At 66.1% G+C, this 13,714-nt stretch carries 15 protein-coding genes; 6 read left to right on the forward strand and 9 right to left on the reverse strand.

The genetic code is table 11. The annotated features are described in order from the left end of the window. From ABB25_RS13320 to ABB25_RS13350, 7 genes are all read right to left on the reverse strand, one after another. Positions 1 to 803, reverse strand: an 803-nt coding sequence (locus ABB25_RS13320; RefSeq protein WP_425477334.1) for a TPM domain-containing protein, incomplete at its 3' end; no start/stop codon positions are given. A gap of 5 nt (positions 804 to 808) precedes the next feature. Then, a complete protein-coding gene (locus tag ABB25_RS13325) occupies positions 809 to 1,417 on the reverse strand; it encodes a LemA family protein (protein WP_057667606.1) in 609 nt (202 codons plus the stop codon). Between the two features lie 133 nt (positions 1,418 to 1,550). Continuing rightward, positions 1,551 to 1,931: a diacylglycerol kinase gene (locus ABB25_RS13330; protein WP_057667732.1), complete on the reverse strand. Its 381-nt coding sequence runs from the start codon at positions 1,929 to 1,931 to the stop codon at positions 1,551 to 1,553. A gap of 63 nt (positions 1,932 to 1,994) precedes the next feature. Then, positions 1,995 to 3,302, reverse strand: a complete 1,308-nt coding sequence (locus ABB25_RS13335; RefSeq protein ID WP_057667734.1) for a sensor histidine kinase — start codon at positions 3,300 to 3,302, stop codon at positions 1,995 to 1,997. 138 nt (positions 3,303 to 3,440) lie between these two features. Next, a complete protein-coding gene (locus tag ABB25_RS13340; protein WP_057667608.1) occupies positions 3,441 to 4,154 on the reverse strand; it encodes a response regulator transcription factor in 714 nt (237 codons plus the stop codon). Positions 4,155 to 4,479: 325 nt separating this feature from the next. Continuing rightward, positions 4,480 to 4,683 carry a hemin uptake protein HemP gene (locus ABB25_RS13345; protein ID WP_083488354.1) on the reverse strand — a complete coding sequence of 68 codons (204 nt, stop codon included), beginning with the start codon at positions 4,681 to 4,683 and terminating at the stop codon, positions 4,480 to 4,482. Positions 4,684 to 4,750: 67 nt separating this feature from the next. Further along, positions 4,751 to 5,719 (reverse strand): aldo/keto reductase, encoded by a 969-nt coding sequence (locus ABB25_RS13350; protein WP_057667611.1) that lies wholly within the window; start codon positions 5,717 to 5,719, stop codon positions 4,751 to 4,753. A gap of 182 nt (positions 5,720 to 5,901) precedes the next feature. Between ABB25_RS13350 and ABB25_RS13355 the strand changes: the two genes are divergently transcribed. Both ABB25_RS13355 and ABB25_RS13360 read left to right on the forward strand, forming a co-directional pair. Next, positions 5,902 to 7,200 (forward strand): NupC/NupG family nucleoside CNT transporter, encoded by a 1,299-nt coding sequence (locus tag ABB25_RS13355; RefSeq protein WP_057667613.1) that lies wholly within the window; start codon positions 5,902 to 5,904, stop codon positions 7,198 to 7,200. 21 nt (positions 7,201 to 7,221) lie between these two features. Further along, complete coding sequence (locus tag ABB25_RS13360; RefSeq protein ID WP_057667615.1) at positions 7,222 to 8,181, forward strand: ribokinase; 960 nt, start codon at positions 7,222 to 7,224, stop codon at positions 8,179 to 8,181. Between the two features lie 89 nt (positions 8,182 to 8,270). Here the strand turns inward: ABB25_RS13360 and ABB25_RS14790 are convergent, their stop codons facing one another. After that, positions 8,271 to 8,432: a hypothetical protein gene (locus tag ABB25_RS14790; RefSeq protein ID WP_160319445.1), complete on the reverse strand. Its 162-nt coding sequence runs from the start codon at positions 8,430 to 8,432 to the stop codon at positions 8,271 to 8,273. Positions 8,433 to 8,671: 239 nt separating this feature from the next. On the opposite strand from ABB25_RS14790, the gene dusB reads away from it, so the two are divergent. Together dusB and ABB25_RS13375 are read left to right on the forward strand one after the other, a co-directional pair. Beyond that, positions 8,672 to 9,661, forward strand: a complete 990-nt coding sequence (gene dusB / locus ABB25_RS13370) for a tRNA dihydrouridine synthase DusB (protein WP_057667619.1) — start codon at positions 8,672 to 8,674, stop codon at positions 9,659 to 9,661. 184 nt (positions 9,662 to 9,845) lie between these two features. Beyond that, entirely contained in the window at positions 9,846 to 10,667 is an 822-nt protein-coding gene (locus ABB25_RS13375) for a class I SAM-dependent methyltransferase (protein ID WP_057667620.1), read from the forward strand. Here the strand turns inward: ABB25_RS13375 and ABB25_RS13380 are convergent. After that, the gene (locus ABB25_RS13380) at positions 10,661 to 11,701 is read right to left on the reverse strand and encodes a metal-dependent hydrolase (RefSeq protein ID WP_057667622.1); all 1,041 of its coding nucleotides are present in this window, start codon (positions 11,699 to 11,701) and stop codon (positions 10,661 to 10,663) included. The genes ABB25_RS13375 and ABB25_RS13380 overlap by 7 nt on opposite strands. Before the next feature lie 152 nt (positions 11,702 to 11,853). Here ABB25_RS13380 and metK point away from each other — a divergent pair, with 152 nt between their 5' ends. Both metK and ABB25_RS13390 read left to right on the forward strand, forming a co-directional pair. After that, positions 11,854 to 13,089 (forward strand): methionine adenosyltransferase, encoded by a 1,236-nt coding sequence (gene metK / locus ABB25_RS13385; protein WP_057667624.1) that lies wholly within the window; start codon positions 11,854 to 11,856, stop codon positions 13,087 to 13,089. A gap of 131 nt (positions 13,090 to 13,220) precedes the next feature. Continuing rightward, a complete protein-coding gene (locus tag ABB25_RS13390; protein ID WP_057667626.1) occupies positions 13,221 to 13,712 on the forward strand; it encodes an acyl-CoA thioesterase in 492 nt (163 codons plus the stop codon). The last annotated feature ends 2 nt before the right edge of the window (positions 13,713 to 13,714 follow it).

A 13,714-nucleotide genomic window follows, 5' to 3' on the forward strand; every position in this document is an offset into this window, starting at 1 on the left:
CCCCAGCTGCCCCCGCCACGGCCCCAGCCGGAATGACCCGCGAACAGGGCCGGAGTGGCCCCCAGCAGGCCCAGCACCGCGGCCGTGAGCGCCGCGGCCAGTGCTGCCCCGAGGCTGCCGACCAGCAGCATCCCGGCCAGCCCGCCGCCGACTGCCGCGATGGCCGAACGCAGCAGACGGGGCACGCGTGAGAATATTCCGGCCAGCACGCTGCCGGCCATTACCCCCAGAAACAGGCCCAGCATCCAGCTGCCGCCGACATCGTCAGAAGATTGCCGGTGACTGCTGACCGGCGGCGGCAGCGGCTCGCCATCGATCAGCCCAATCAGCGCGTTGCTGGCCGCCGCAATCCCGGCGCTGTAATCGCCGGCACGAAACTGCGGCACCAGATATTCCTGGATGATGCGGTTGGCAATGGCATCCGGGATCGCCCCCTCCAGGCCATAGCCCGGTTCTATCCGCACCCGCCGGTCGTTGATCGCCACCAGCAGCAGCACGCCATCATCCACGCCCTCGCGCCCCAGCCGCCATTGGTCAAACACCCGGCGCGCATACTGCTCGATGGTTTCCCCACCGGTGGTCGGCACAATCAGCACCTGCAGCTGGCTGCCCTTGCGCTGTTGCAGCGCCAAGGCCTTGTCGACCAGCGCCTGGCGGTCCGCCGCAGCCAGCGTGGCAGTGGTGTCGACCACCGGTGAATCCAATGCCGGCACCGCCACCGTCTGCGCCTGCACCGAGGGCAGCAACAGGCAGAACATGCACACGATGGTCATCACCCCGGCAAGCAGGCGCGAGGCAGGCATGGCGCTTACGCTCCCGGCGGCGTGCTGGCCGGGGCCGGAAACTGCACGCGCGGGGCGGTCGAAATCGTGCTGACATTTTCCACCGTGAAATTCGGCTTGGCCCGGTAACCAAACAGCTTGGCTGTGATCAGCTGCGGAAACGAACGGATGGTGGTGTTGTAGTCCTGCACCAGCTGGATGTAACGGCCACGTGCGGTGGTGATCCGGTTTTCGGTGCCTTCCAGCTGTGCCTGCAGGTCACGGAAGGCCTGGTCGGATTTCAGGTTCGGATAGTTCTCGGCCACCACCAGCAGGCGCGACAACGCGCTGCCCAGTTCTCCCTGGGCCTGCTGGAACTGCTGCAGCGAGGCCTGGTCATCGGCATTGACCTGGATCTGCCCCACCCGTGCACGCGCATTGGTGACATCGGTCAGCACCTGCCGTTCGTGGCTGGCATAGCCCTGTACGGTATTGACCAGGTTGGGGATCAGGTCGGCCCGCCGTTGGTACTGGTTGATCACCTCGGACCAGCCGGCGTTGACCGCCTCTTCTTTTTGCTGGATCGCGTTGTAGCCACAGCCACTGAGCAGGACGGCCAGAGAAAGCGACAAAAGCAGACGGAACACGCTGTGCATGGGATTCTCCCGGAGCCGAGGCGGGCAAATCATCACATGCCGGAAGTAAAGCCTCCGCATACAGCCCGCTCCCGGGCCGGCGGTTGCCGCGCAGCCACGTGCGGCCAGCCAGGGCGGTGCCCACGCCGCGCTTTCAGAACAGGCGCGGGCCCAGGATCAAACCCCAGCAGGCCAGGACATTGAGCATCAACAACAGCACCGCTGCCGACCCCATGTCTTTGGCGCGGCCGGCCAGCTCGTGGTACTCATTGCCATAGCGGGCAATCACCGCCTCGATCGCCGAATTGGCCAGTTCCATCGCCAGCACCAGCAGCAGAGAACCCAGCAACAGTGCCCGCTCCACCCCGCTCTGGCCCAGCCACAGCGCGACCGGCCCCAGCACCAGCAGCAGGCAGACCTCCAGCCGGAAGGAGGATTCATACCGCCACGCGGCACGCAGCCCCTGCCAGGACCAGCCGGCCGCCTTGAGGATGCGTGCCGGTCCCCGCGGCAGGTTGCCGACCCCGTCACTCATGGCCTTGCCCCACAATCACCACAGCCCGCATTGATCCATCCGCCCCGGAAACGATGGCTGATCTTACGTCACTGCCGCCGGCTGTGGCTCGGCCGCAAAACTCAGGGTCGCGCAGGTGCCCTGGCCGGGCTGGCTCTCCAGGCGGATGCTCCAGCCGAAACGGTCACACAGGCGGCGGACGATCGACAGTCCCAGCCCTGCGCCGGTGGCCATGGCATGGTTGACCCGGTAGAACGGCTCGAAGGCCAGGCGCAGGTCATCGCTGTTCATGCCGATGCCGGTATCGGTCACCACCAGCCTGTTGTTTTCCAGGCGCAGGAAGATATCGCCCTGGTCGGTGTATTTGCAGGCATTTTCCAGCAGGTGGCGCACGACCACCCGCAGCGCACCGGCCGAGGTTTCCAGCCGGGGAACCTGCTGCACCTCCAGATGCAGGCGGATCGGGCGCTGCTGGAGCTTTTCCTCGGCCTTGGCGACCTCATCGGCAACCAGCTGGGCCACATCCACCTGCTGCAGCGGCACGCCGATTTCACTTTCGCGCGCAAGCAGCAACTGCGATTCGATGACCTCTTCCATGTCGGCGACGGCGCGGGCGATACGCTGCAGGCTGCGCTGCTGGCGCGGACTGATATCCGGATCGCCAAGCGCCACATCCGTGGCCACCCGGATCACGGTCAACGGCGTGCGCAGCTCATGGCTGGCATCGCGGGTGAACTCGTGCTCGCGCTGGATGTGTGCGCGCATGCGCCGCGCCATCTCATGCAGGACCTGCGCCAGCTGGCGGGTTTCACCCTTGAAGCGCGGGCCCAGATCCGCCGGGTCCAGGTCATCGGCCGAGGTCAGGCGCGGATCCCAGTTGGCAACCCGCCGGGCCAGTTCATTGATCGGAATGATCAGATCCCGCGAGGCCCGATAGGCATACCAGGACGCCAGATAGATCGCCAACAGGGTCAGCAGCAGCGGCACGCTGGCCACCCACCAGATCAGCTGCTGCGCATGTTGCCGGTTGTACAGCAGGTACAACCGTCCACCGGGGCCATCATCGACCCACACCAGCCAGCCATCACGTTCCAGGTCATGGAAACCCGGGGCCAGTCCATTCAGTGGCAACAAGCCCGTGGAACCGGCCTGGCCTATCCGCTCAGCCGCCACGCGCAGCCCGCGGATGCGACGGGTATCCGGTGGTGGCGTGGCCGGGTTTTCGCGGTAGCGCTGCCAGTAGTAAGCCGCATCCTCGCGCAGCAACTCACGGAACAGTCCGTGCTTGGCCAGAACTCCTACCAGCCAGCCACCGGTAACAATTGCCAGTGTGACCAGCGCTACCTGCACGATGAAGACAATGCGTAATTTTCGCGGCAGGCCGTAGGACATCATCAACACCATAGTTGGGCGCGTAGTATCGTCAGTGACGATGTGAGCCATCCGTGTATGGCGCGCCGGAGCTATGCGCCAGGCAAAAACAATGGCCGCCGGGCTGCCCAGCGGCCATCCAGGAATGACCGCCCGGCCTCAACTCATCGGCTGGGCGATATCGGCGATGCGATAGCCAGCGCTTTGCACGGTGTGCAGCAGGGGGCGGTCAAACGGCTTGTCGATGATCTTGCGCAGGTTGTACAGATGGCTGCGCAGGGTGTCCGAATCGGGCAGGCCGTTGCCCCAGATTTCGCGCTCGATCTCCTGGCGGCTGACCACCCGCGGTGATTCACGCATCAGGATGGTCAAAAGCCGCAGGCCGATCGGAGACAGCTGCAGCTCCGAGCCGGCACGGGTGGCACGCATGCTGACCGGGTCCAGCACCAGGTCGGCCACCTTCAACACTTCGGCGCCGACCTGACGACGCTCGCGCCGGATCAGCGCGCGCAACCGGGCCTCCAGCTCCTGGATCGCAAACGGCTTGGTGAGGTAGTCATCGGCACCGAACCCCAGACCGGTGAGCTTGTCATCCAGGGTGTCGCGTGCGGTCAGCATCACCACCGGGGTGGACTTGCGTGCTTCATTGCGCAGACGGCGGCAGACTTCGATGCCATCCAGACGCGGCAGCATCAGGTCCAGCACAATCACGTCGTAGCTGTTCTCGGCGGCCAGGCGATAGCCGTCAAGACCATCGCACGCATAGTCAACCTCGAAGCCCCGGCTTTCCAGATATTCCCCGATCATTTCGGAAATATTGCGGTTATCTTCAATCACCAGCACCAGTCCAGATGTTTCCTTGCTCTGTCGCATAAGCACCTCCAGTCTTCAGCTTTGTGAAACATGCCGGAACAGCGGTATAGATGACGTGAAGAAATGACGTCCTCGCTGGGCGGTACCCAAGCCCACCGGAGTCCCCGGTCAGCGTGCCTGCAAGACTCTGCACCGACGCACCGCGGCGGCCGGTTGACAGGCCCGCTGCAACGAGCGGGCTGACTGCGGCCACCAAGCGACGGCTCCCCCCGCTGCGGCAGGGCGCCACAGGCACCCTGCCAGCGGTGTCCACGCAGCGCCGCACGGACAGGCACACCCAAAGCCCCGTTCGCTGGCAGCATGCAGGCAGGGCCTGCAGCGTGGACTACTTGGTCAGGATCAACTTGCCGTTGCTGGTATGGCGCAGGCGGTACACCGCCTCACCGTGCTGGATCAGCACCTCGCGCTGCCCGTTGAGCAGGGCCTCACTGGACAGCATTGATTCGGCCGGCAACGCCCGCAGCGGGCGCGGCACGGGCAGGCGGAGGACGGGACGCTGCGCGGCAGGTGTGGCAATCAGTGCAGTCATGGCGACAGAAGTCTGATGGAGTCGGCAATAATGATAATGATTCTCATCTGCAGATCAAGACTTCCTGTCACCCGCGCGGGAAGATCGCCTCCACTGCTGTCCAGGCCGATGCGTCCAGCCGCTCGGCAACCTCCAGCGCGGCCAGGTTCTGTTCCAGCTGGGCCACCCGACTGGCCCCCAGGATCACGCTGGACACATGCCGGTTGCGCAGGCACCAGGCGATGGCCAACTGCGCCGGTACGACCGCCAGTTCTTCGGCCAGGGCCGTGAACGCGCGGACCCTGTGCAGACGGCCCGGATCTTCCAGCTGTGCCTGCTGCAGCCACCCCAGCTCGGGCTGGTCCAGGCGCGAACCGGCGGGAACGCCATCGTTGTACTTGCCCGTCAGCAGGCCGCTGGCCAGTGGTGACCAGGTGGTGGTGCCCAGCCCCTGCGCGCACAGCGGCGCCAGTTCCTGCTCGACACGGTCACGTTCGAGCAGGCTGTACTGGGGCTGCTCCATGGCCGGACGCTGCCAGCCACGCGCATCGGCAATGGCGATGGCTTCGCTGATCTGCGCGGCCGACCACTGCGAGGTGCCCCAATACAGCACCTTGCCCTGCTCGATCAACAGGTTCATCGCATGCACGGTCTCGGCAATCGGGGTCTGCGGATCGGGACGATGGCAGAAGTACAGGTCCAGGTAGTCCACCCGCAGCCGGCGCAGTGCGCCATGGCAGGCATCGAGTACATGCTTGCGCGACAGCCCGCGCTGGGTCGGCAAGGGCTCGCTGGCCGAACCGAAAAAGACCTTGCTGGAAACGCAGAAACCATCCCGTGGCAGGCGCAGGTCAGCGATCACATCGCCCATCACCGCTTCGGCCTCGCCGCGCGCATAGCCTTCGGCGTTGTCAAAGAAATTGATCCCGTTGTCCCAGGCGCAGGCAATCAGGTTGCGCGCCTCGCCGCGCCCGACCTGCGCGCCAAAGGTGACCCAGGCACCAAAGGACAGGGCTGACAACTGCAGGCCGGTAGAGCCGAGGCGGCGGTAGTGCATGGAGGTCTCCGTAAACAAAGGCAACAGCGCGATCTGCGCACAGGCAAGTGTAGCTGCCCGCAGCCCGGGCCTTGCCGATCTAGGCGGCGTGGTCGCCACAGGCTCCGTCGGTCGTCTATTTCTTGCCCGTAATGCCCGGCTGCTCTAGGCTTTCGCCTTTTGTGACGTCCTGGGGACATCTCATGGTCGAAGGATTGGGAAGAATCGGCTTCGGCCTTTTCGGGCTGGCAGTGCTGATTACCATTGCCTGGCTGTTTTCAAACAACAAGCGGGCCGTGGATTGGCGCCTGATCGCCACCGGCATCCTGCTGCAGATTGGCTTTGCCGCGCTGGTCATCCTGGTGCCGGGTGGGCGTGATGTATTCGACTGGCTGGGCCAGGGCTTCGTCAAGCTGCTGAGCTTCGTCAACGAAGGTTCGTCGTTCATCTTCGGTGGGCTGATGAACGTGGAGAACTACGGCTTCATCTTCGCCTTCCAGGTACTGCCGACGATCATCTTCTTCTCGGCGTTGATGGGGGTGATGTACCACCTGGGCATCATGCAGGCCATCGTCAAGGCCATGGCCTGGGCGATCACCAAGGTGATGCGGGTATCCGGTGCCGAGACCACCAGCGTCTGCGCCAGCGTGTTCATTGGCCAGACCGAGGCCCCGCTGACCGTGCGGCCGTACATCAGCAAGATGACCCAGTCCGAGCTGATCACGATGATGATCGGTGGCATGGCGCACATCGCCGGCGGCGTACTGGCGGCCTACATCGGCCTGCTCGGTGCCGGTGACCCGCTGCAGGAAGCCTTCTACGCCAAACACCTGCTGGCCGCCTCGATCATGGCCGCCCCGGCCACCCTGGTGATTGCCAAGCTGCTGGTGCCGGAAACCGGTACCCCGCTGACCCGGGGCACGGTGAAGATGGAGATCGAAAAGACCGCCTCCAACGTCATCGATGCCGCCGCCGGTGGCGCCGCCGATGGCCTGAAGCTGGCGCTGAACATCGCCGCGATGCTGCTGGCCTTCATCGCCCTGATCGCGCTGATCAATGCCCCGCTGACCTGGATCGGTGAAGTCACCGGCCTGGCCGCCCTGCTCGGCAAGCCGACCAACCTGGCCACCATCTTCGGCTACATCCTGGCTCCGCTGGCCTGGGTCATCGGCACCCCGTGGGCCGATGCCACCACGGTCGGTTCGCTGATCGGCCAGAAGGTGGTCATCAACGAGTTCGTGGCCTACCTGCAGCTGTCGGAAATCATCAAGGGCAACGTCGATGGCGTGGTGCTCAGTGACGAGGCCCGCCTGATTGCTACCTACGCGCTGTGCGGCTTTGCCAACTTCAGCTCGATCGCCATCCAGATCGGTGGCATCGGCGGCCTGGCCCCGGACCGCCGTTCGGACCTGGCCAAATTCGGCCTGCGTGCGGTTCTGGGCGGTACCATCGCCACGTTGATGACCGCCACCATCGCTGGCGTGCTGACGCACTTTGGCTGATCCACTTCTGAGTAACGATCCATGACCGCAGTTGTTGTTGCCGGTTCTTTCAATGTCGACCACGTCTGGCGCTGCGACACCCTGCCCGCGCCAGGGGCAACCATCGCCGGCCGGTACAGCACCGGCCCCGGTGGCAAGGGTTTCAACCAGGCCATTGCCGCCGGCCGTGCCGGTGCGGCGACCACCTTCGTCTGCGCCCTTGGCGATGACGCCGGTGGCGCACTGGCGCGCCAGCTGGCCAGCGATGACGGCCTGGCCCTGCTGGCCGAAGCCAGCAGCGAGCCCACCGGCACCGCAGGCATCTATGTCGATGCCCGCGGCCGCAACTCGATCGTGATCGGCGCCGGGGCCAATGCCTCGCTGAGCAAGGCCTTCATCGCCGCCCAGCCGGAAGTGATCAGCCGGGCCAGGGTACTGCTGGCCCAGCTCGAATCGCCGGTGGAGACGATCGAATCGGCACTGGAGCTTGCCCGCCAGCACGCGGTCACCACGGTGCTCAACCCCGCGCCGGCCAATGCGCCCTCCACCATCAGCCTGCTCAAGCTGGCCGATGTGCTCACTCCCAACGAGACCGAGTTTGCCGCCCTGCTCAGCCGCCATGTCGGCGAACGCATCGAGGCCGACGATGTAGCCGCACTGGATGGGGCCAGCCTGCACGAGCTGTGCCGCAAGCTGTCGGCCAACACCGTGGTGGTGACCCTGGGTGCGGTCGGGGTGTTCGTCTCGCATGCTCCGGAGCGCCTGCGTGGCGACAGCACGGCCTACTACCGGGTGGCGGCCGAAACCGTGCAGACGGTGGACACCACCGGCGCCGGCGATGCCTTCAACGGCGCGCTGGTGGCCTCGCTGGCCACGGTGGCCGATGTGCCGTTCGCCCAGCATGTGCGTTTTGCCAACCGCTATGCCGCCCGCTCCACCGAGAACGAAGGTGCTGCACTGGCGATGCCGCGCTTCACCCCGGCCGATAGCGACGCCAGGTGAGATGACCTGATGCAGAGAAAAGGCCGGCGCAAGCCGGCCTTTTCATTGGCGGCGCCCAGCGGCAGCACCGCGCAGGCGGTGGTGCAGGATCACCCCAGCCCCGCCAGCATCGACAGACCGCCCAGCAGGACCACGGCATACGCGGCCAGCACGACCAGGCAGGCCCACAGCGGCCGCCGGCCTGCCTGCTGGACGGCAACCACGGCCGCCAGCAGGGCCACTGCGGCCCCGGCTACAACGCACCTGTTCACCAGCAGCACGGGCTGCCCACTGCCAACCGAAGGCAACAGCCCGGCGGCCACCAGGCCGCAGCCCGGTCAAACCGTAGGAAACCCCCTTCAATCCCATTGCACGCTTCCGATGATCGGACCCGGCGATCAACGCACACCTGTCGCTGCGATGGGCCGCTGTCATACCGCCCTGCAGTCAGCTGAACCGCCGACGGCAGGCAAGGCTCGCCCGATCCCGGTCCGGCTGCGACAATACGCCGATGCAGATCGGCCCCTACACCATCGCCCCGAATGTCGTGCTCGCGCCGATGGCCGGGGTCACCGACAAGCCGTTCCGCCAGCTGTGCAAGCAGCTCGGCGCCGGCCTGGCGGCCTCGGAAATGACCATCTCCGACCCGCGCTTCTGGACCACCCGCAAGTCGATCCAGCGCATGGACCATGCCGGCGAGCCGGCACCGATCAGCGTGCAGATCGCCGGCACCGAACCGGCCCAGCTGGCCGAGGCCGCGCGCTACAACGTGGCCAACGGCGCGCAGATCATCGACATCAACATGGGCTGCCCGGCCAAGAAGGTGTGCAATGCCTGGGCCGGCTCGGCGCTGATGCGCGACGAGGCGCTGGTGGCGCGGATCCTGGAGGCCGTGGTCGGCGCGGTCGATGTGCCGGTGACGCTGAAGATCCGCACCGGCTGGTGTGCCGAGGTACGCAACGCGCCCGCGATCGCGCATATTGCCGAACAGTCCGGCATTGCCGCGCTGGCCATCCACGGCCGTACCCGCAACCAGCACTACACCGGCCAGGCCGAGTACGACACCATCGCGCAGATCAAGGCGCAGCTGGGCATCCCGGTGATCGCCAACGGCGATGTCGACTCCCCGGTCAAGGCGGCCTTCGTGCTCAAGCACACCGGCGCCGATGCGGTGATGGTCGGCCGCGCCGCCCAGGGCCGGCCATGGATCTTCCGCGAAATCTCCCATTACCTGGCCACCGGCCAGGAACTGCCACCGCCGACACTGACCGAGGTGCGCGACATCCTGATGGGCCACCTGGCTCATCTGCACGCTTTCTACGGCGAGCCACAGGGCGTGCGCATCGCGCGCAAGCACCTGGGCTGGTATGCCAAGGACCGGCCGGAGAACGCGGCCTTCCGCGCGGTGGTCAACCGCGCCGAAACGCCGGAAGAACAGCTGCGCCTGACTGCCGATTACTTCGATGCGCTGATCGCCGGCGAGCGGCTGCCGGCCGCCTGACGCCGGCTCATCGCCAGCAGCGATAAGCACAGCACGGATCGGCATACCCGCGCCTGTGCCCGGCCAGGCCTTGTGCCAACGGGATCGGCACGCCAGGCGCAACGCTGCATCCTGTTGCCATGCCACCGCGCTGACACCGTCCTGCCGACACTGGCGCTCATCCAATGATCGCCGCAGTGCTGCCATGACCGACAACGACTTTCCCTATCTGCACGGGTTTTCCGATACCGAGCAGGCACGGCTGCGCAAGCAGGCACGGCTGTTCGAGCCCACCCTGTTTGCCGATATCGACTTCACCGCCAGCCGCCATGTGCTGGAAGTCGGCTGTGGCGTCGCCGCACAGAGCGAGATCCTGCTGCGCCGTTTCCCGGAGCTGCGCATCACCGGGGTGGATCTGAATACCCGCCAGCTGGAAACCGCGCGCGCCCACATGGCCACCCTGCCGTGGCTGGAACAGCGCTGGGAAGCCCTGCAGGCCGATGCCGGCAACCTGCCGTTCGAGGCGCGCAGTTTTGACGGGGCGTTCCTGAGCTGGATCCTCGAGCACGTGCCCTCCCCGGCCCAGGTGCTGGCCGAGGTGCGCCGGGTGCTCACCCCCGGCTCGCCGGTCTACATCAACGAAGTGATGAATGCCTCCTTCCTGGTAGACCCGTATTCACCCAACCTGTGGCGCTACTGGATGGCCTTCAATGATTTCCAGATCGACAGCGGCGGCGACCCGTTTGTCGGCGCCAAGCTCGGCAACCTGCTGCTGGCCGGCGGCTACCGGGATGTCACCACCCAGGTCAAGACCCTGCACCTGGACAACCGCGACCCGGCGCGGCGCAAGGCGGTGTTCGCGCTGTGGGAAGAGCTGCTGCTGTCGGCGGCCGACCAGCTGATCGCCGCCGGCAAGGTCGATGCGGCCACGGTGGACGGCATGCGTGGCGAGTTCGCCCGCGTCCAGTCCAATCCGGATGCGGTGTTCTTCTATTCCTTCGTCCAGGCGCGTGCGGTGGTCTACTGAGCCGCGACCGGGGCCTGCCAGATCCGCCGCCACATCGCCGCCAGCCGGGCACCGGCCTCGGCGCGGCGCTCGGGGCGGGCAAACTCGGCACGGATCTGCTCCGGCGCGATCGCCTGCCACTGGCCATCGACCAGCTCGGCGACGGCAAAGTTGAAGCTGTAATCCGGCTCCATGCCCATGCGCAGGTCGCTGAGCACCAGCCGGTTGCCCTGGACCCGGGCGCGCATGAAACCGCCATTGAACCAGGCCAGCCGCTGCACCGCCGGCAGCTGCGCATTGGCCTGCAGGGCCTGGTGATCGGAAGGATGGAAATCGAAGTGGATCGGCCCGGCATCGGCCACCAGCGAACGCTCGCCGATCCAGTAGCCGTGCTCACCGACGGCCACCACCCGCCACAGCAGCGTGGTGAACGGCTGCGCGGCGGCCAGCACCGCCTGCGGCTGGCCCCCGGCGGCGGCCAGGTCGGCGCGTGCCTGGCGCTCGACGGCCTGCTGGGCCACGGCGGCCCAGCCCAAGTAGGCGGTACTGAGCAGCAGCCCGGCCTGCAGCGCGCGCCCGGCCAGCGGCCGCTCGCGTGCCCACCAGGCCAGCCCACAGCCGATCAGCAGCGGCAGGGTATACAGCGGGTCAATGATGAACACCCCGCCCCAGACCGCCGGTGTCACCGGCAGCGGCCACCAGAGCTGGGTGCCATAGACGGTCATCGCATCCAGCAGTGGGTGGGTGACCAGGGCCAGCACGATCGCCCACCACCAGCGGCCCGGCGCCTGCGCCACCCGGCCATGGCCAAAGCGCTTGAACAGCCACCACAGCAGGCTGCCCAGCACCGGCAGCACGAACAACGAATGGCTCAGCCCCCGGTGGGCAGTCATCAGGGTGACCGGATCATCGGTCAGTGCCAGCAGCACCAGGCTGTCCAGATCGGGCAGCGTGCCCAGCGCCGCGCCAGCCAGCAATGCCGCGCGGCGCTGCCCGCGTGGCGCAATCGCGGCGGCAACCGCGCCGCCAAGAACAATCTGCGAAATCGAATCCATCACGCGATGCTAGCAGGCCAGAGCACCATCCTGTGCCTGCCTGCACGCTGGCTTAATCTGCGCCAACGTCACCACACACACGATGCACAAGCGGCCACAGCCGTGTATCATGCGCGCCCATCTCTCCATCCGAATCAAGGGATATTGCCCTAATGTCCAGCTACCTGTTCACTTCCGAATCGGTGTCCGAAGGCCATCCGGACAAGATTGCCGACCAGATCTCCGACGCGGTGCTGGACGCGATCCTGACCCAGGACAAGCGCGCCCGCGTGGCCTGCGAAACCCTGGTCAAGACCGGTGCGGCGATCGTTGCCGGCGAGGTCACCACCTCGGCGTGGGTCGACATCGAGGAACTGACCCGCAAGGTCATCAACGACATCGGCTACAACAATTCCAATGTCGGCTTCGACGGCCACACCTGCGCCATCATCAACATGCTCGGCAAGCAGTCGCCGGACATCGCCGCCGGCGTGGACGGCACCGACAAGAAGGCCAAGAAGCCGGAAGAACAGGGCGCGGGCGACCAGGGCCTGATGTTCGGCTATGCCTGCAACGAGGCACCGGAATTCATGCCGGCCCCGATCTACTACAGCCACCGTCTGGTCGAGCAGCAGGCCAAGGTGCGCAAGAAGAAGAACTCGCCGCTGCCGTGGCTGCGCCCGGACGCCAAGAGCCAGGTGACCCTGCGCTACGGCCAGGACGGCAAGATCGAAGGCCTGGACGCGGTGGTGCTGTCGACCCAGCACGACCCGGGCATCAAGCAGAAGGATCTGATCGAGGCCGTGCGCGAGCACATCCTCAAGCCGGTCCTGCCCAAGGCATGGCTGGACGCGCTGCCCAAGAACAAGGTGCACATCAACCCGACCGGCATCTTCGTCATCGGTGGCCCGGTGGGCGACTGCGGCCTGACCGGCCGCAAGATCATCGTCGACACCTACGGCGGCATGGCCCGTCACGGTGGTGGCGCGTTCTCGGGCAAGGATCCGTCCAAGGTTGACCGTTCGGCCGCCTACGCTGCCCGCTACGTGGCCAAGAACGTGGTCGCCGCCGGCCTGGCCGACAAGTGCGAAGTGCAGGTCTCCTATGCCATCGGCGTGGCCGAGCCGACCTCGATCTCGGTCACCACCTTCGGCACCGGCAAGATCGCCGACGCGCAGATCGAAAAACTGATCCGCGCCCACTTCGACCTGCGCCCGTACGGCATCATCCAGATGCTGGACCTGATCCACCCGATGTACCAGCAGACCGCTGCCTACGGCCACTTCGGCCGCAAGCCGAAGGAATTCAGCTACGTCGATGGCGAAGGCAACAGCCAGACCGCCACTGCCTTCTCCTGGGAGAAGACCGACCGCGCCGATGCCCTGCGCAAGGCCGCCAAGCTGAAGTAATCAGCCACGGCCTGCAGCACCGACAAAGCCCCGCCACTGTGCGGGGCTTTGTCGTTGTCGGCAGCAGCGGCGGCGGGCAAAGGCGCGGGGGAAGGTGTAGCCTGAGTGGCCCCATTGCCTTGACCCATTGCATGAATACCCTGCAGTCGCACCAGTTGAGCATGACCGTGCTGATGACCCCGGACATGGCCAATTTCTCCGGCAAGGTCCATGGCGGAGCGATCCTGCGCCTGCTCGACCAGGTGGCCTATGCCTGCGCCAGCCGCTATGCCGGCCATTACGTGGTGACGCTGTCAGTGGACCAAGTGACGTTTCGCCAACCGATCGCGGTGGGTGAACTGGTGACCTTCCTGGCCTCGGTCAACTACACCGGCAGCACCTCGATGGAGGTCGGCATCAAGGTGGTGGCCGAGGACATCATCGGCCAGAGCGTGCGCCACGCCAACAGCTGCTTTTTCACCATGGTGGCGGTGGACGAGCACGGCAAGCCGACCGCGGTGCCGCCGCTGCAGCCGTCCAACTGCGATGAAAAGCGCCGCCATGCCGCCGCACAGATCCGCCGCCAGCTGCGCCAGGAAATGGAGCAGCGCCAGCACGAACTGCTCGCCGCCAACCCCGGCTGAGC

The organism is Stenotrophomonas koreensis (assembly GCF_001431525.1).
GTDB lineage: Bacteria > Pseudomonadota > Gammaproteobacteria > Xanthomonadales > Xanthomonadaceae > Stenotrophomonas > Stenotrophomonas koreensis.